Annotated in this window: 10 protein-coding genes; 8 read left to right on the forward strand and 2 right to left on the reverse strand. The window is 70.6% G+C overall.

Annotated elements, in window-relative coordinates:
- The first annotated feature begins 111 nt into the window (after window positions 1–111).
- A complete protein-coding gene (locus tag WME90_RS24550; RefSeq protein ID WP_437274407.1) occupies window positions 112–744 on the forward strand; it encodes an NUDIX hydrolase in 633 nt (210 codons plus the stop codon).
- A 196-nt stretch (window positions 745–940) separates the two neighbouring features.
- Complete coding sequence (locus tag WME90_RS24555; protein ID WP_437274408.1) at window positions 941–4,801, forward strand: SIR2 family protein; 3,861 nt, start codon at window positions 941–943, stop codon at window positions 4,799–4,801.
- 185 nt (window positions 4,802–4,986) lie between these two features.
- Here the strand turns inward: WME90_RS24555 and WME90_RS24560 are convergent, their stop codons facing one another.
- On the reverse strand, window positions 4,987–6,987 hold the full coding sequence (locus tag WME90_RS24560) for a TonB-dependent receptor plug domain-containing protein (RefSeq protein ID WP_437274409.1): 2,001 nt from the start codon (window positions 6,985–6,987) through the stop codon (window positions 4,987–4,989).
- Window positions 6,988–7,630: 643 nt separating this feature from the next.
- Between WME90_RS24560 and WME90_RS24565 the strand changes: the two genes are divergently transcribed.
- The 6 genes from WME90_RS24565 to WME90_RS24590 all read left to right on the forward strand — a co-directional run bounded on the left by WME90_RS24565 (window position 7,631) and on the right by WME90_RS24590 (window position 14,018).
- On the forward strand, window positions 7,631–8,107 hold the full coding sequence (locus WME90_RS24565; protein ID WP_437274410.1) for a MarR family winged helix-turn-helix transcriptional regulator: 477 nt from the start codon (window positions 7,631–7,633) through the stop codon (window positions 8,105–8,107).
- A 16-nt stretch (window positions 8,108–8,123) separates the two neighbouring features.
- The gene (locus WME90_RS24570; protein WP_437274411.1) at window positions 8,124–8,819 is read left to right on the forward strand and encodes a hypothetical protein; all 696 of its coding nucleotides are present in this window, start codon (window positions 8,124–8,126) and stop codon (window positions 8,817–8,819) included.
- Window positions 8,820–9,282: 463 nt separating this feature from the next.
- Window positions 9,283–10,269: a hypothetical protein gene (locus WME90_RS24575; RefSeq protein ID WP_437274412.1), complete on the forward strand. Its 987-nt coding sequence runs from the start codon at window positions 9,283–9,285 to the stop codon at window positions 10,267–10,269.
- Window positions 10,270–10,593: 324 nt separating this feature from the next.
- Entirely contained in the window at window positions 10,594–11,196 is a 603-nt protein-coding gene (locus tag WME90_RS24580; protein ID WP_437274413.1) for a hypothetical protein, read from the forward strand.
- Window positions 11,197–11,397: 201 nt separating this feature from the next.
- A complete protein-coding gene (locus tag WME90_RS24585) occupies window positions 11,398–12,756 on the forward strand; it encodes an AAA family ATPase (protein WP_437274414.1) in 1,359 nt (452 codons plus the stop codon).
- 20 nt (window positions 12,757–12,776) lie between these two features.
- Window positions 12,777–14,018 (forward strand): vWA domain-containing protein, encoded by a 1,242-nt coding sequence (locus WME90_RS24590; RefSeq protein ID WP_437274415.1) that lies wholly within the window; start codon window positions 12,777–12,779, stop codon window positions 14,016–14,018.
- A gap of 79 nt (window positions 14,019–14,097) precedes the next feature.
- Here the strand turns inward: WME90_RS24590 and WME90_RS24595 are convergent, their stop codons facing one another.
- The gene (locus WME90_RS24595) at window positions 14,098–16,875 is read right to left on the reverse strand and encodes a beta-propeller fold lactonase family protein (RefSeq protein WP_437274416.1); all 2,778 of its coding nucleotides are present in this window, start codon (window positions 16,873–16,875) and stop codon (window positions 14,098–14,100) included.
- Window positions 16,876–17,048: the final 173 nt, after the last annotated feature.

The following is a 17,048-nucleotide window of genomic DNA, read 5'->3' on the forward strand; positions in this document are numbered from 1 at the left end:
CTCGACGCCTCGCATCCGGATCCGACGCCGCGCTCGCTCCCGGAGCCCCGCCGGAGCGGGCGATCTCCAAGTACCGTAAGTACCGGTAGATATTATGCTATCCTCACCACCGTGCTCTCCTCGTACGACCTCGCCGCCATCATGGCCCGCCTCGAAGGGCGAGAGGCCGCGCTCGACGTGCTCACCCAGGAGCGCCAAGCCGCGGTCGCCGCGATCCTGCGGGCGCCGGCAGCGCAGGCGGGAACCCAGCTCCCGCTTGCGGGGAGCCAGGATCCCGGGGAGGCCGAGCTCCTCCTGATCCGCCGGGCGGAACACCCGGCCGATCCCTGGTCGGGGCACATGGCGCTCCCGGGCGGACGGCGCGAACCGTCGGATGACAGCCTGCTCACCACCGCGATCCGCGAGACGCGGGAGGAGGTAGGGATCGACCTTGCGGCGCACGGCACCCTGCTCGCGCGCCTGCCCGAGGTCCCCGTGATCGCGCGCGGGCGGCGCGCCGGGATGATCGTCGCCCCGTTCGTCTTCGCGCTGCGCTCCACGCCGGAGCTCAGCCTGAGCGGCGAGGTGGCCGAGGCGCTCTGGACGCCGCTCGGACCGCTCGCGCGCGGCGAGCGCACCTCGCGCTATGCGTACACGCACGAGGGGAATGTACTCCAGCTCCCGTGCCTGCTCGTGGACGAGCGGGTCGTCTGGGGGCTAACCTACCTCATGCTGAAGCAGCTCTTCGAAGTGCTCCACCGGTAGCATGGAGTCGTTCGTCGCAGCGAGCCGACCGAGCGCCTGCAAGAAAAGCTGGGATCGCTCGATGTCGTCCCAAGCGACGGGCCGATGCCGCGGCTGGACGGCTGCACGAGGCGCGCACTGCTGACGAGCGTCGCCACGCACCGCGCTGCCGAGGATTCACGCCGCTCCTCGCCTCGACTAGGGTCGACGGAGCAGCATGCGCCCGGACGAACTACCTGATCGAGTCCATATCGAAGCCTTGCGAGAGGCGCTGTGGCGCCCCGAGAGCCGCGCGGCCGTCCTCGTCGGCGCGGGTATGAGCCGCAACGCAGGCAAGCTGAGCCCAGCCGTCCAGGACTTCCCCCTCTGGTGGGACATCGCGGCCGAGCTCAGGAAGACCATCGACCCGAGGGCGTCCGAACAGGATGCCCTCCGGCTCGGCCAGATGTACGAGAACACCTACGGGCGCGCGCGACTCGACGACATGCTCCTCGAGTTGGTCCCCGACGGCAAGTACGAGCCGGGAGCGCTGCATCAGCGACTGCTCCAACTGCCGTGGGCCGACGTCTTCACGACCAACTATGATACCCTGCTCGAGCGAGCACGCCGCAGCGTTCCGGAGCGAAAGTACGAAGTCGTCGACGTGCCGGCCGATCTCACCCGCGCCGAGCGGCCGCGCATCGTCAAGCTCCACGGCAGCTTCCCCGCGCGCCGGCCCTTCATCTTCACGGAAGAGGATTACCGACGCTATCCGGCGGATTTCGCTCCGTTCGTGAACCTCGTCCGTCAATCGGCGATGGAGAATGTGCTGTGCCTCGTGGGCTTCTCGGGCTCAGACCCGAATTTCCTGCAATGGGCCGGCTGGATTCGCGATCAGCTCGGCTCCACGGCTCCCAAGATCTACCTCTGTGGCGTGCTCGATCTCACCACACCCAAGCGGAGCTACTACCAGCACATGCAGGTCATCCCCGTGGACTTGGGCCCGCTCTTCCCGTCGCGCGAGTGGGTCCTCTCCGACGAGCGTCAGCGCGCCGCACTGGCGTGGCTGCTGGAGACCCTGCGCGCTGGCGAGCCGCTCGACCGAAGCCGGTGGCCGGAGCTCAGTCCTCCTGCGAGCACGCTCACGCTGGCGGACCCCAGCCCTCCTATCCTTGCTCCACCGCATCCGCAGGAGCTGCCGCCGGAGCCCAAGCGGTCGCGAGCGGAATTGACCCAGGCGACGTTGACGGCCCTTCTGAGCCGCTGGAAGAGCGAGCGCGTGTCCTACCCGGGCTGGGCGGTATGCCCGGAGCCCGCTCGACGCGCGCTTTGGGACGCCACCGCGGACTGGCTTCAGCGTTTCGAGCTCGACGCTGGCGCACACCTCCTCGAGGAGCTCCCCCTCATCACACGGGCTGAAGCGCTCCACGAGATAGCCTGGCGGGCCGAAGCGGCGCTCCTCCCGCTGCCTGACAGGCTTCCGCTGCTGATTGAGAGGACCCTCGAAGACATCAATCCGCGTCCGCGTTTAATCGAGCTCCGAGACGCGTCCCTCTCGCCTGATAACGCGACGGAGTCGCACCGCTGGGATGCCCTCGCTGAGGTGTGGGTCAACCTCGCCTTTTCCCTGGTGCGCCACGCCTGGCAGTTCCAGGACGCCGCGCTCCACGACCGCTGGATGGATCGCTTGCGGCGTATCGCAGAGGTTCGCTCATCGTGGCGCGCACGGTGGTGGTACGACAAGTGCTGGCACCATCTGGTGCGGCTCGAGACGAGTGAGGCGTTGAAGGCGGCGCGAGGCTGGCCGGAGGAACTGTCGCTCCCCATCTGGGAGGCCAAGCGGGCAGCAGTGCTCGGTGAGCTCGGCCAGATCGACCAGGCGTGGGAGATCGCGACCCGGGCAATGGAGCGCGTACGGCTCGGCCGCGATCGAGCACGGATCGACTACCAGAGCCTGTCGGAGGAGGGATGGATCCTGCTCCTGCTCCAGGGGCTCGCCGTCGGCGCCGACGAGATGGCTAGACAGGAGCACGAGAAGCGAGAGCGCCGGCTTCGTGAGCTCGCGCGCGACCACTGCAATCCGTGGGACGACCTCCGCGAGCGAGAGCACGCCTTGAGCGAGGTGCCGCCCGGCGTGCGCCACGCAGAAACACGCGGCTTCGACCCGGGGGCAGTGCACAGGAGGACGAACTGGTCGCCCTGGCGAGCCAGCGAGTGGGCGCTGATCAACACGCTCCACGACGGCCCCACGCGACGACTCCCACGCACCGCGTTCCTGGCAGCGCTACGTCGCCTCTGGAAGGCGTCGCCGCGCCTCGTGCTGGGCTTGATCATCCTCGATGGTTCAAGCGACACGTTGGTCGAGGGCCAGGCGCTCTCGGGCCTGCTCGGCCGTGTGGCGATCGCCCGTCTACCGACAAGCGATGTGAACGCGCTGTACGCCTGGCTTACCGCCACGCTGTCGAGCGCTCTGGCGCGATACCAGGAGGTGGACCCGATGTTGGACCACCAGCGCGGGGCTCAGCGGCTCATCGAGGGTGCCGCCGAGGTGCTCTCCAGGCTCGCGTTCCGCTTGAGCGAAGCGCAGCTCGCAGCGCTGTTCGAGCTCACGCGCACCCTGTACACATCCGCCGTGTGCCAAAGTGAAACGGCGCTCCACGCCTCAATGAGGCGGCTGCTCCGCCGCATCCTCTATGCGGCGACACCTCAACAGATTGCCTCCTGGATGCCAGCGCTGCTGGAGTTTCCGCTACCAGATGAGCCAGGCGTGCAAGTCAATCAGAGCTGGTCCTGGGCAGAGCCGTTCTGGCTCATTTCTTGGAAGGACATTCCACCGCTCCTTCCTACCGACGGTGCGCTGTGTACGCCGGCCGTAAGCCGCCTCCTGACGTGGGCGAGATCGGGCTCACCGGAGCTGCGCCGGCGCTCATCCTGCAGGCTCGTGGCACTCGCGCTCGCTAACGCGCTGACTCAGGGCCAGATCGATAGCCTCGTGGGCGCCATCTGGAGCAAGACAGATTCGCACAGCTACCCGGCGGACATCAGCTTCTTCCCGTGGATCTTGCTCAAGCTACCTGAGCGGCAACCGGGAGAGGCGCGCCGCGCGATCGCCCGCCACTTCCGCGACGCACCATTCGACCCAGTCTGGCTTCAAGCGCTGAACGAGACGACGGCACCGATCGCGAAGCTCCACGAGGGTAGCCTGGCAATACCGAGAGTTGTGTGGGTACATGAGGAGGCGCGCCTTCTACTGAACAAAATCGTAGAGTTTTGGCGAGCTCAAAAACCGTCGTCGGCAGGACCGGGCGCCTTTCACCGCTGGCGCGCCCGCGACATGGTCCACGACATGTGCTTCGCTCTGTCTACTTCCATCATGCCTTTCCTCGATCTCGGAGATACCCAGACGCGCGCGCAAGCGGTGGCGCTCGCCGAGGAGCTCTGCCAGCACCGGGCAGCCGCCGTGTGCATCTTGCCATCGCTCCTGCTGCTCGGCATGATCGAGCCTGCCATGGCCGCGGCCGACATACACCGCGCGCTGCTCGGGGTCCGCGATGAGGACGTGCGCCGTGGCGTATCGGCCCTGGTGCTCTGGCTCGACCTCAGCGGGGAGGGCGGGCCTGCGCCGCCGCCGCCTGCATACCTCGTCGACGCGCTCGTCGCCTGCGTCGAGACGGGGCGACATCCTGGCCTGACCCATACCCTCTCCGGTGTGACAGCACTCGTCAACCGGCGGCAGCCGCTCCTCGAGGCGCGCCATGTGGAGGCGCTCTCTCGCGCGCTGAGTCGCTTCGTTGAAGTCACCGCGCTCGACAGGATGCGCGAGGATGGCGCAACGGCGGAGGAGTTGCCCTTCGACGCGGACGAGCAGATCGCAATCCTCGAACGTGCCTCGGCGCTGGCCGCCGCCCTCGAGCGGGCCCGCTGCGCCGATGGGACGACCGAGCTGACCTCGGTCGCAGTCTGGCGCGAGCTCGCCAGCGCCCACGTGTTGCCCGAGGTGCGGCGCCCGTGGCGCGCTCCACGAGACGCATCGCCCGGCGTGGCAGGCGACCTGGATCCTGCGTTGGCAGCCCCTGCGGATCCAGCGCGTTCCGTCTAGGCCTTGTCGCGTGGGACACGTGCAGCGCCAGGCTTCAGCCACAAACGGAGGCGGGAGCAGCGGCGAAGAAGATGAGCCTGGCACGCGGCGCGAGCCGCCACGGGCTCGCAGTCAGCGATCCAGCAGGGGGTGCAATGGGCGGCATGAAGAGGGCGTCCCCGCAGAGGGCGCCCGCCGCTTCCCCCTCAGAACCCGCCCTCGATCGCGAGCCCCGGCATCGTGATCGGCCCGAGCTTCCGCGGCGTGCACCGGCCTCCGTCGCAGCTCACGTCGAACACCTCCTTCGCCAGCGTCGCGTTCTGCACATCGAACACGAGGCCAAGATAGCCCCGCGCGCCGAGCGCCCAGCGCTTCGACAGGCGCATGTCGAGCCGGTAGAACGGCTGTATCCGATCCGGATGCTCGCGCGGGGACCGCCCCGGGGCGGCCTCGTCGGCGGGAAAGCCGGTGTAGAAGACGTGGCGGATCCCGGCGCGCCAGCCGCGTCCGAGGTCGTAGAGCAGCGCGAGGTGCGCCACGTGCGTCCGGTCGTAGGCCGAGGGGATCGTCGCCTTGCCCCGCGTGCGCGTGGAGCGCGACAGCGTGTACGACGCCAGGAAGAACATGTCGCGGCGGAGCGCCCCGCGCGCCCCGAGCTCCAGGCCGTACGTGTCGCCCAGGCTCCGCGTGAGGAAGCGCTCCGTGTTCAGGTTCGTGCCGCGACCCGTCCCGATCGGATCGCTCAGGCCGAAGGTCACCTGCCGGAACACCGAGGCGCTGAAGTTGACCGGCCCCACGTCGGCCTCGACGCCGAAGCTCGACTGCAGGCTGCGCTGCAGCCCCCCTGGGATGCCGCCGATCTGGAGCGCCGGCAGCGGGGCGAGGCCGGGCAGCTGCGAGGCGACGCCGAACGCCGGGATGAGCCGCACGTGGTCGCCGATGCCGAAGCGGCCGACGATCCTCGGATCCACGGCGAGCGCGCTCTTGCCGAGCGAGGTGTAGTGGTCCACGCGCACGCCGGGCGTGATGGACGATCGCTCGTCGAGCACGATGAGCGCGTCGGCCCACGCGCCCAGCGCGAGGTCGAGCCGGCTGCGGAAGAGCTCGGGGAAGCTCTCGTCGAGCTGGGCCGGCCCCTCGGCGGGTGTGTCCTCCTCCCCGGCCGCGCCGTCGTCGGGCGCGCCGTCGTCGGGCGCGCCGTCGGATGTGCTGGAGCGCGGCGTCACGTCGTAGCGGTCGACCGCGGCGTCGACGCCGAGCCGCAGCAGCGCGCGCCCCTTGAGGATGGGCCGGGCCAGGCTTATCCGCGCGTTGAGCTTCAACGCCTCGGCGCTCTCCACGCCGACCCCGCGCGACCGGTCGAGCCCGAGGGTGAGCGCCGAGCTGACGCGAGCGCCCGAGGCGGCCTCGTCGCGGTCGTAGCGCAGGTCCAGCCGGTGGAAATCGCTGTCGAGGAGGACGTCGGTCACCTCGGCGCCGTCTTCCTTGCCGATGCTGGCGAGGTAGTCGTATGCGCCGAAGGCGAAGACGGTGAAGCGCTCCTCCGGTCCGAGCCGGTAGGTCATCCGGCCCTGATAGTCGGCGTACCCCACGTCGACGCTCGGGACGAGCGCCGAGGTGAGCGCCGCGCCCGCGGCGTAGCGCCCTCCGACGAGGACGTGGGTGTCCTTGTCCATCGGCCCCTCCACGACGCCTCCGAGGTCGATGAACCGGAGGCTCCCCTCCCCGCGCCAGACGTCGGACGGCGGCGCGCTCTCGGCCTCGATCGCGGCGCCCGCGAGCCGCCCGATGTCCGCGGGATAGGGCCCGAGGTGCATCTCGACGCGCTGGACCATGGCGGCCGGGATGACGCTGGGGCCGGCGCCGACATGAAAGAGGAGCGGGACCTGGATGCCGTTGAAGAAGTACCCGATGTTCCCCGGCGGCGCGCCGCGGATGTAGTAGTACGGCATGCCGCTCGCGATCGAGGTCACGCCGGGCTGGATCTCGATGGCGCGGTAGGCATCGCCGAGGGCGCCGGGCAGCTCGCGGACGTCGCGTCGCGTGAGCGAGACGGAGCCCGGCGGGGCCCGGTTGCCCTCGACGGTCACCTCGATCCCGGCGGGTGCGGCGGCGGCCTCGACGGGAACCACGGGCGCCGGCGGCTCGGCAGGGGCTGCGCCGGCCGCAGGCGGCTCGGCAGGGGCTGCGCCGGGCGCAGGCGCCACCTCGGCTCCAGCCGGTTCACCGGCCGGACGGCCTGCGGGTTGAGGGCGTGCCTCGCCCGCGTACAAGGTGGCGACGGCCGCGAGCGCGAGGGAGGGGAGTGCGCCTGGGGATCTCACGCGGATGTCGTAAATACGCCGCCGGGGAGCAGGGAGAACCACCCCGCTGTCGCCCCGGCAGTAGCAAATTCAGCCGCGCGGCGGAAGCCTGGGAATCCCCTGCGAGCTCCGTCGATCACGTCCCCTGCGCGCGCATCCCGCGCTCGAACGGCGACAACGCTCCGGTGAGCACCTCGACGGGGGCGGCGCGTGTCCTTCTCCGACCCGGGAGCACAAAAAACAGAGCGCCCATTCGACGGCGGGGGGGGGAAGCCGTCACGGGCGCTCTGGCGTCCGTGTCTTGCAGGACACGGGCCAAGGCTCCTCCCTTCACCACTCCTGGGGTTACCCCTAAGGATGCCCCTGACGTCTTTCGATTTTGAGATCTCTGCTTTCAAATCTGGCATCGATCCGCCTGCGCCTCCGAATACCCCGCCAAGGTTCCATGCCAGGCCGAGTTCCCTGACCTGCAGGCCAGGCGGCCGAGCGAGGCGCCCGCCCGATGCGCCATTTGACAACAACTTGTCAATACGACAACATACTGCCAATGGCGATGCTTACCGCAGAGGCGGCCGCGCTCAGCGAGCTCGTGATCGAGGTGTTCCGCTTGAACGGCCTGGCGCTCGAGGCCGGGGACGACCTGGCCAGGCCAACAGGGCTTACGAGCGCGCGCTGGCAGGTCCTGGGGGTGGTGGACCATGGCCCGGCGCCGGTCTCGAACGTCGCGCGGACGATGGGGCTGACCCGCCAGGGCGTGCAGCAGATAGCGGACGCGCTCGAGCGCGAGGGCTTCGTCGAGTACATCGAGAACCCGCACCACCGCACGGCCAAGCTCATCGCGATGACGGCGGCGGGGCGCGAGGCCCTGCGGCAGGTCGAGGCACGCCACGCCGCATGGGCGGACCGGATCGGCAAGCGGCTCGACCTGTCGAGCCTGCGCGCGACCGTCGATGCGCTGCGACAGGCCCGACGGGTGCTCGAGGAGGACGCGGCGTCGCCGGCGCGACCCGCTCGAAAGGGGTGATCTCATGAGCGGAGCGATGACGATTCCCGTGCTCCCGTGCGTGTCGCTGCCCGAGACCCTGGCGTTCTACGGCGCCCTGGGCTTCGAGGTAACCCACCAGCAGACAGCGCCGAACGTGTATGCGGCGACGCGTCGCGGGGAGGTCCATTTGCACTTCATGGGCATGACGCTGGATCCCAGACAGGCGTACAGCACATGCCTCGTGATCGTCCCCGAGGTCGAGCGCCTCCACGAGACCTTCGCGGAGGGGTTGCGGCGGGCGTACGGCAAGCTGCCGATCTCCGGTCTGCCCCGGATCTCGCGCATGAAGAAGGGGCAGAGCCGCTTCACGGTGGTCGACGTCGCGGGCAACTCGGTCATCTTCATCCGTCGGGACGCGCCGGACGACGACGAGGGGGTCGCCGGATCGCGCGCGGACTCGAGGCTGGGCAAGGCCCTGCGCGCGGCGGCGCGGCTGCGCGACTTCAAGAACGACGACGCCGCGGCCGCCAAGGTCCTCGACGTGGCGCTCGCCCGGAAGGGGCCGGACGCCCCGCTCGAGCGCACCCGCGCCCTCGCCGCCCGGCTCGAGCTCGCGATCGTCCTGGGCGAACACGCGCTCGCTCGCACCCTGCGCGACGAGATCGACGAGGCGCCGCTCTCCGACGAGGAGCGCGCGCAGCTCCGGCCCCTGCTCGACGCCGTGGACGCGCTCGAGCGGTCGCAGCGGTAGGCGCGCCGGCGCCGCGACGCCTCACGTCGCGCGCCATCGCCCCTTCGCGCCCGGCGGACACGCGACCGGCTCGTCCTCGGCCAGGAGCTCGAGCGCGCGTAGGGCACGAGGAATACCGTTCACCTCTCATAGCCAATCGGAATGCGCTCGACTCATCGCATCTTCACGGCAGATCGAGCCCTCTTGTCCTCGCCGCCCCACGGATGAGATGGGTTTGCGAGCTCTCCTTGGCTCCGAGATGACGAGAGCGCCTCGCGCTCCCGGTCGGATCGTCAGCCGGGTGACACAGAGGAGCCTGGCGACTCTTCGTTGCCAGTCGGGCGGAGTCATCTTCACCCACGGATGACCTCGCCCGCAATGGCCCATTCGACCCGGGCGCCTCTTCGATCGACAGCGCGACTTCGTGTACCCGGACGCGTGCTTCGCGGCTATAAGAGCGCACCACGCGAAAGGGAGAGCGGATATGCGAATCGCACGATGGTGCTTCTGGATCGCGCTCGCGGCGGGCGGCTGCAACGCGTCCAACAGCGGCACGTCCGCGGCGGACACGAGTCAGTCCTCGGGCGCCGGCGATAGCGGCGGCGGAGGCGGCGCAGGTGGCCAGGACGACTTTGGCACCGGCTCTGGACACGGCGAGAACAGCGGCGACATCGGGAGTGGGGACGAAGGGAGTGTCCCCGCTGACAATGGGTGCATCGACCGGGCCTCCCTCGTGTACGTGCTCTCACAGGATAACGAGCTCTACAGCTTCAGGCCCGATCGCAAGGAGTTCACGAAGATTGGTGTCCTGGGCTGCCGGACCGGCATGGAGCCGAACTCGATGGCGGTCGATCGGAACGCGGTGGCGTGGGTCAACTACGTGGAGCCCGACGACAGCGAGGGGACGCTGTTCAAGGTCAGCACCGAGGACGCGAGCTGCGAGCCCTCCGGGGCCACGCTCGCCGAAGGGTGGGCCCGGCTCGGCATGGGCTTCTCGAGCGACCTCTCGCGCCCCGACGCGGAGGAGCTCTTCGTGGCGGGCGCCACAGGGACGCCGGGCATCGGGCTGGGGAGGATCGAGGGCGCGTCGGTGACGCCGGTCGGGGAGTTCAGCGGCTCGATGCGCGACACCTCGGCGGAGCTCACCGGCACGGGGGACGGGCGCCTCTTCGGGTTCTTCACGACCACGCCGGTGCAGCTCGCCGAGATCGACAAGGATACCGGCGAGATCATCGAGGCCACGGATCTCCCGGGCATCGAGAGACCCAGCTCGTGGGCATTCTCGTTCTGGGGCGGCGATTTCTATTTCTACACCGCCCCGGACCCGTTCGGGTCCCCGTCGCGGACCACCAACGTGAGCCGCTATCGCCCGTCGGACGGCTCGATCGACGTCGACTACATGACGGACATCGGCTTCCGCATCGTCGGCGCTGGCGTCTCGACCTGCGCCCCCCTCGAGCTGCCCCGCTAGAGCGGCGGTCACCCGCACAGGAGACGGGCCCACCTCGACGTTTTCGGTACTCGGCGCACAGGAGTGCGCTTCCGCGCCGAAAACGCCGATCTGGGCCCGTCTCCTGTGCGGGTGACCGCCGCTCTGCTGTGCATGGTGCAGAGGGGGGCGGAATCGGAGGAGCCCTCGGGACGGAGGAGCCAGGTTCGTCCTGATGTCATCAGGAACGGATCCTCGAAGTGCGCTCCCGGCGGTACAGGCGTCTACCGGTCCGGCATCACCGGCATCACGTTGCGCGTGGCCGATCGGGCATACCCGATCGGGCGTCGAGGTGTTGCGATGCGGATGAACCTTCTCCCCGGGCACGCTCGCTGGTCGCTCGCGCTCGCGCTGTCGCTCACCGCAGCGTGCGGGACGGCGCCGGCCGCCGAGTCCCCTGTACGCGAGGACATCCTGCGCGCCGCGGGGCCGAGCGAGTTCATCCTGCTCACCGCCCGGGGCGACCTCGTGAGCGCCGACATCGAGCCAGGGCGCGTCGTCGGCCCGGACGTGAACCTCGGCGTGTACGCCGCCGACAGAGGGCGCGACGCGCAGACAGTCCGGGGCGTGGCGTTCGACCGCGCCGTGAACGTCACCGCGACAGACCAGGGCGCGGCCGGCATCGTCGGCGCCATGCCGCTCCACCTCTCGGTGAGCCGGGCGGACGCAGCGCTCCGCGCGCAGGGCCTCCTGGCCGGCGCCCCCTCCGATTATCGCCTGGACGAGCGGCAGCTCACGGGCACGATCGGGCGCTGCAGCTACCAGCTCACGCGGACGGGGCGCACCTACGAGGGGTCCCGGAGCTGCGAAGGCCAGCCTCACCACGTGACCGTCCTCCTCCCCCGCGGGCTGGCCTCGTGGAGCGACGCCGCGCTCGCGACCGCCCTGGGGCTGCTCCTTGGCGCCTGAGCGCGCGCCTGAGCGCGCCGCAGCCCGCCCCGTCGCGTGGCGAATGACAGGCCGCGCAGCGGCTGCTAGAGCTCCGGGCGACCTGGCAAGAAAGACGAAGCGCGCCGAAGACCCGTCGGGCACGGAAGGGCCGATCCTCCTGGGCCCCGGGCCTCGGCGGTCCTTTCTTCGCGCCCTCGCGAGGCCCCCGCTCCCACCTCCGTGACGAAGCCCAGATCCGATGGCAACGCGCCGGTCAAGCCGGCCGCGGCGACTTCCCAAAGCCTCCTCGAGGGGCGCTCCGCGCCCGTCCCGGTCGGGCCGCGCCTCGAGGCCGTGCTCGAGCTCGCCTACCGCGCGCGCCGCGCGGTGCTGCTCGAGGGGCCGACGGGGATCGGCAAGAGCGAGCTCGTCCGGCAGCTCGCCGAGCGGCTCGGCATCGCCACCGTCGTGCTCGACCTGAGCCTCCTCGAGCCGCCCGACCTCGTGGGCCTGCCGGTCATCCGCGACAGCCGGACCACCTACGCGGCGCCGTCGGTGCTGCCCCAGGACGGCGCCGGCATCCTGATGCTGGAAGAGCTCAACCGGGCGGAGCGGTACATCCAGCAGCCGGCGCTCCAGCTGCTCAGCGCCCGGCGGCTGCACGAGTACGAGCTGCCCGCGGGCTGGGTGTGCTTCGCCGCCGTCAACCCGGAGTCGGCCGACTACCAGGTCACGCCCCTCGATCGCGCGCTCCGGGCGCGGTTCCTCCACCTGAACGTCCGCGCCGACCGGGCGTCCTGGCTCGCCTGGGCGCAGGTGAACGGACTCCACCCGGGCGTGATCGCCCTCGCGCAGGCGCACGAGCGCATCCTCGATGACATCCCGCCGCGCACCTGGACGTACACGTCGCACGTGCTGAGCGCGCTCCGCCCCGAGGAGCTCTCGGACGGCGTGCTCCTGCGCGACGCGCTCGGCGGGTACCTGCCTCCGAGCTGGGTCGAGCTGCTGCTCGCGTCGAAGGACGCCTGGTCGACGCGGCTGCCGTTCGATCTGCGCTCGTTGCTCGCCGATTACGGGCCGAGCTCGCCGGCGGGCAAGGTGCTGCGCGCCGCGCGCGAGCGCGGGGAGACCGACCGGTTCGACGAGGTGACGGCGCGGCTCGCGCCGCTGCTCGAAGGGCCGGAGGTGGGCGTGCTCGCGGCGCAGCGCAAGCTGTCGCTGGGGGCGTTCGAGGCGCTGCTCGCCGACCTGCCCGGCGATCACCGCGAGCGCCTCCAGGACGCGCTCGGGGGCAACGCGACGGCGACGCAGCTCATCGACGTCCGCCCCGAGGAGCTGCTCCAGAACTACGCGGGCAGCGCCGCCGAGCAGAAGGTGCTGGCGTGGCGCGCCGATCCGCTGCGGCAGCACCGCGTCGGCCTCGTCGTGACCGCGCTGTCCGCGCACCTCGCGCAGCAGGCGAAGCTCGTCGACGTGCGGCGGAGCAACGTCGCGCGGGTGTGCCTGGGCCAGCTGCTCGCGCAGCTGCCGGAGCACTGGGCCCTCCGGCTCGCGGGCGCGCTGAAGAAGCACGGCGTCACGCCGGTCCGTCCGCAATGAGAGGGCGCGGGGACGCGGCCATGCCCGCGCCGGAAGCCGCGGCGCGCGCCGAGGTGCCCGAGGACGCGGTCGCCGCGTGGCTCGACGCCTTCGTGCGCGATCCCGGGTTCCTGGAGCGGTACCCCTGCTACGCCGCGATCCTCGCGCGGCTCGCGCCTGTCGCGGACCCCTCGGTCAAGCGCATGGCCGTCTCGCTGTTCGATGGCCGCTTCTTTCTCCACGTCAACGTCGAGTCGTTCATGAACGAGCCCGTGTTCCTGCGGGGCGTGCTCCTGCACGAGGTGCACCACGTGGCGCTCGGGCACCTGTGCCACCCCAAGTTCGCGGGCGCGGACGAGCCGGAGCTCATGGACCTCGCCCTGGAGATGTCGGCCAACGAGTACATCGAGGAGCCGCTGCCCGATCCGATCCGCTGGCAGCCCTACGCCCCGATCGGCCTGCGCGGCGGCCAGAGCACGCTCGAGCGCTACGAGCTGCTCGTGAGCGCGGCGCGCGAGGGCAAGCTCCCGCAGCGCGGCGGCGAGGCCGTCGACGATCACCGCGTGCTCCGGCGCCCCTCGCGGGAGCCGGGCGCAGTGGAGCAGACGCGGCAGCTCCTGCTGCGCGCCGCCGAGGAGGCCGACGCGCTCGCGGGCGACGGCGACCCAGCGGACCTCCCCGGCCCGCTGCTCGCGGGCAAGACGCCGGGCCGCCTCATCGAGGAGCTCACGGACGCGCTCGGCCCGCGCGCGTACCCGCTCGACTGGAAGACCGCGCTGCGCATGTTCGTGGCGCGGGAGCGCGCGCCCGTGCACACGTACGCGCGGCCGAACCGGCGCTTCCCGCACCGCATCGGCGAGGTCCCGGGCAGGACGTACGCGCCCCGCGCGATCGCCAAGCCGTCCGTGCTCGTGGCGATCGACACGTCGATGAGCATGCGGCGCGAGGAGCTCTCGGAGATCGCCCGGCAGCTGCAGGCGATGAGCGAGGTCGCGCGCATCACCGTCGTCGAGTGCGACGTGGAGATCGGGCGCGTCTACGCGTTCGAGGGGCGGCTCGACGAGGTAGGCGGCCGCGGCGGGACCGATCTCCGGCCGGTGTTCGCCCCGGAGTTCCTGGCGGCGCGGAAGGTCTCCGGCGTCATCTATTTCACGGACGGCGCGGGGCCCACGCCCCCGGCGCCGCCGCCGCTGCCGGTGCTCTGGATCCTGACGAAGCCGCTGGATTTCACGTGCCCCTGGGGGGAGCGGGCGTGGCTCGCGAGGAAGCCTCGGCCGCGGTGAGCGGCGCGGTCATCGCCCTCGGGCGCGGATGATCGCGCGCGAGGCGGCGCGCGGCGCCGACGGCGCGCCGCGCGGCGCCTCAGGGTGTGCTCGCCGGATCGGCCGGGTCGGTCGCCGCGTCCAGCTCGTCGCCGTCGAGCGCCCCATCGCCGTCGCGATCGAGCGCCATCCGCACCCCCGAGCCTGGCGGCGCGCAGGTGAACGTCAGCGCCTTCCCCGGCGCCGCGATCCCGCGCAGCGCCGCCGCGCTGATCGCCGCGCTCGCCGCCCTGTCGCGCCGGAACGTGCCACCGGCCTGGTACAGGAAGCCGACCTCATCGCCGTGCATGCGGACCTTCGCCACCAGATCGCACTCCCCCGCGTCGGCGCGCGCGATCAGGAGATCCACGCGCGCATCGGCCGCCGCGTCGCCCGCGCCGGCGAGCGTCGCTTGCTGGCCCACGATGGGCGCCAGGTTGCTGTCGAAGGCGTGCAGGAAGTCGGTCACCTGCCGGCGCAGCACGTCGCCCGCCGCGCCCGGCGGGAATCCGGCGATCCCCGGCGCCTCGTTGAAGCCGTTCTGATCGTGGAACCGGAAGATCGTATCCATCGTCCCGTCGTGGCCAAAGCCGAACCCGCGGATCTGATCGCCCTGGAACTCGAAATTCCGGTTGTTGTAGCGGGGGTTCTGCACCATCCCGAACATACCCACCTTCTGATAGACGTTCCGGAGCTGGGCGACCTTGAAGCTCTGGAAGATGAAATCGAACGTGTAGCGCCCGTCGGTCCCGAAGAAGCCGGGGAACGGGACCCCGTACTCGCTGTTGGCCGTGGGATCGAGCACGTGGCATGAAGCGCACGCGCCGCCCTCGCTGGCCGGCAGCGTGAAGAAGGCCTTGCCCGCCGCCTGATCGGCGGTGAGCGAGTTGTCCAGACTCCGGATCGGGTTCGGCGGATACATCACCTGCATGATGAAGTCGGTGAACGCCTGCATGTCCGCCGCGGGGATTGTCGTGTCCCGCCCGAGCAGGCCGACGAAGGCGACGCTGAACTTCTTGAACGCGGCCTCCTCGTCGAAGGTCCCGCTGTCCGGCTGCGCGCTCGGCGCGTCGTTCCCGCCGGTGCGGTCTCCGCGCCAGTGCATCGGCCCGTGGTTGGCCATCCCGCGCAGGCTCTGCGTCGTCATCGGCCCCTTCATCGCGGCGAACTCGCGGGGCGCGCCGAAGATCGCCGGATCGAGCGCGAACGGGCCCGGCATCGGCGTGGTCACCGCGTCAGGGTCGCCGAGGTCCCACGCCAGGCTGTCGAGGTCGCCGTCGACATGGCAGCTCGCGCAGGCCGAGTCGCCGTGGCTCGACGTGAACGACGCGTCGTAGAGGAAGCGGCGGCCGCGGACCACGCTCTCCGGCTCGGGGCTGTACATGGGCACGTGCGCGATCTCGGCCCTGCCATCGACGTCGATGATCGAGATGGAGTTGTCGAAGCGCGTGAGGGCGTAGAGCTGCCCGCGGTCCTCGTCCAGCACCACGCCGGTCGGCCCGCCGCCGGAGACGGGGATCTGGCGCGCGAGCTTCGGCACGAAGGTGTCGGCCTCGAGCGCCGCGGTGTTGAAGACGCCGATCTTGTCCGAGCCGAGCGCGGCGACGTAGAGCTTCTTTCCGTTCCTGGAGACGGCCATTCCCTGGGGCAGCGCGAGGCTCTTCCGGTTCTCGGCGTTCGGGACGGGGGCGCAGCACGTGCTGTAGTCGATGTGTTTGTTCAGGTGCCGCGGGGCCACGGTGCCCGTCGCGGGATCGATCACGGTGATGTTGTTGTGGTTGAAGCGGCCGCGCACCGTGTGGCCGGCGAAGACGCCGGGGCCCTCGAAGCGGTTCTCGTTGAGCGCCTCCGTGTTGGCGACGTAGACGCGCCCGCTCACCGGGTTGACGGCCATGGTGTAGAGGACGGTGCCGACTCCCCGGAACACGCCCCCGGGCCCGTCGACGGGCGCGGGCGGGTTGGCCAGGGCGTCGAGGACGAAGACGTCCTTGTCGGGCAGCGTGAAGTTCACCTTGTCGTCCCAGGATCGATTCAGCTCGTCGACCCAGTGCGTGCCGTTGAACTTGACGATGAGCGGCGCCGAGGGCTGCGTGACCCCCGCGGCGTTTGTCGTCGGCGGGGGCAGGCCGAGGCCGAGGTTCACCACGTTTGTCTCGATCACCGTGGTGCGGTTGCCGGAGTGGAAGGCCGCCGCGTAGACGCGCGAGCCGTCGGGCGTGGCCGCGAGCGCGCGCGGCGTGTCGCTGAAGAGGGTGACGATGGTGAGCGGCGCGGGGCTCGGGCTCGCCGCCGAGAACACCCAGACGTCGGCGCGGCCCACGCCCGGCGTGGTGAGCGCCGGGTTCACAGGGCTGTTCTGCCCGCGGTGCGCCGTGGTGATGAAGGCGCGGCCCTTGTTGGCGCCGGCAAAGACGATATCGCGAGGTTCGTCGCCGACGAGCAGGGTGCGCACGACGCGGGGCTTCCTCGGCTTCGACACGTCGACCACGCTCACGCTGTCGGAGAGGTGGTTGACGACCCAGACCTCGTCGTTGCTGCGCGCCGCGACGGCGACCGGCTCCATGCCCACGGCGACGGAGCCGCGGTGCTCGAGCGTGCCCGTCTTGACCTTGAAGATCTCGAGCCGGTTGTCAGGCGTGTTGATGGCGAAGAGCGTCGATCCGTCGGGCGAGAGCGCGAGAGGGCGGACCTGGCCGCTCTCGAAGAGGGAGTAGGGCCGGGCGGCGGCGAGCGTGCTCGGCGCGCTCGCGACGGTCTGGGGTTCGTCGACAGATGTGCCGTTATCAGCGCACGCGGCCAGGGCGAGCGCCGGGATCGACCAGAGGACGAGCTTTTTCATGGGCACCTCGAAGGCGGGAGAAGAGCGACATTTTATGTTCGATCGAACCGCGCCCACGGAGCAAGAGAGACACGAGTGGAATCAACACACGTTGTTTGGCAAGACACTTTTCAAGCGCGGAGTGCCTCGGCGGCGAGCGCTCCACAACACACCACACGTCTCCCACGGTAAGG

Source organism: Sorangium sp. So ce375 (assembly GCF_051473855.1).
Classification (GTDB): Bacteria; Myxococcota_A; Polyangia; order Polyangiales; family Polyangiaceae; genus Sorangium.

What these genes read in the sequence shown, in the direction of transcription:
- WME90_RS24555 (WP_437274408.1), top strand. Translation starts at nt 941, where the DNA reads ATGCGCCCGGACGAACTACCTGATCGAGTCCATATCGAAGCCTTGCGA.
- WME90_RS24565 (WP_437274410.1), top strand. Translation starts at nt 7,631, where the DNA reads ATGGCGATGCTTACCGCAGAGGCGGCCGCGCTCAGCGAGCTCGTGATC.
- WME90_RS24570 (WP_437274411.1), top strand. Translation starts at nt 8,124, where the DNA reads ATGACGATTCCCGTGCTCCCGTGCGTGTCGCTGCCCGAGACCCTGGCG.
- WME90_RS24575 (WP_437274412.1), top strand. Translation starts at nt 9,283, where the DNA reads ATGCGAATCGCACGATGGTGCTTCTGGATCGCGCTCGCGGCGGGCGGC.
- WME90_RS24580 (WP_437274413.1), top strand. Translation starts at nt 10,594, where the DNA reads ATGAACCTTCTCCCCGGGCACGCTCGCTGGTCGCTCGCGCTCGCGCTG.
- WME90_RS24590 (WP_437274415.1), top strand. Translation starts at nt 12,777, where the DNA reads ATGCCCGCGCCGGAAGCCGCGGCGCGCGCCGAGGTGCCCGAGGACGCG.
- WME90_RS24595 (WP_437274416.1), bottom strand. Translation starts at nt 16,875, where the DNA reads ATGAAAAAGCTCGTCCTCTGGTCGATCCCGGCGCTCGCCCTGGCCGCG.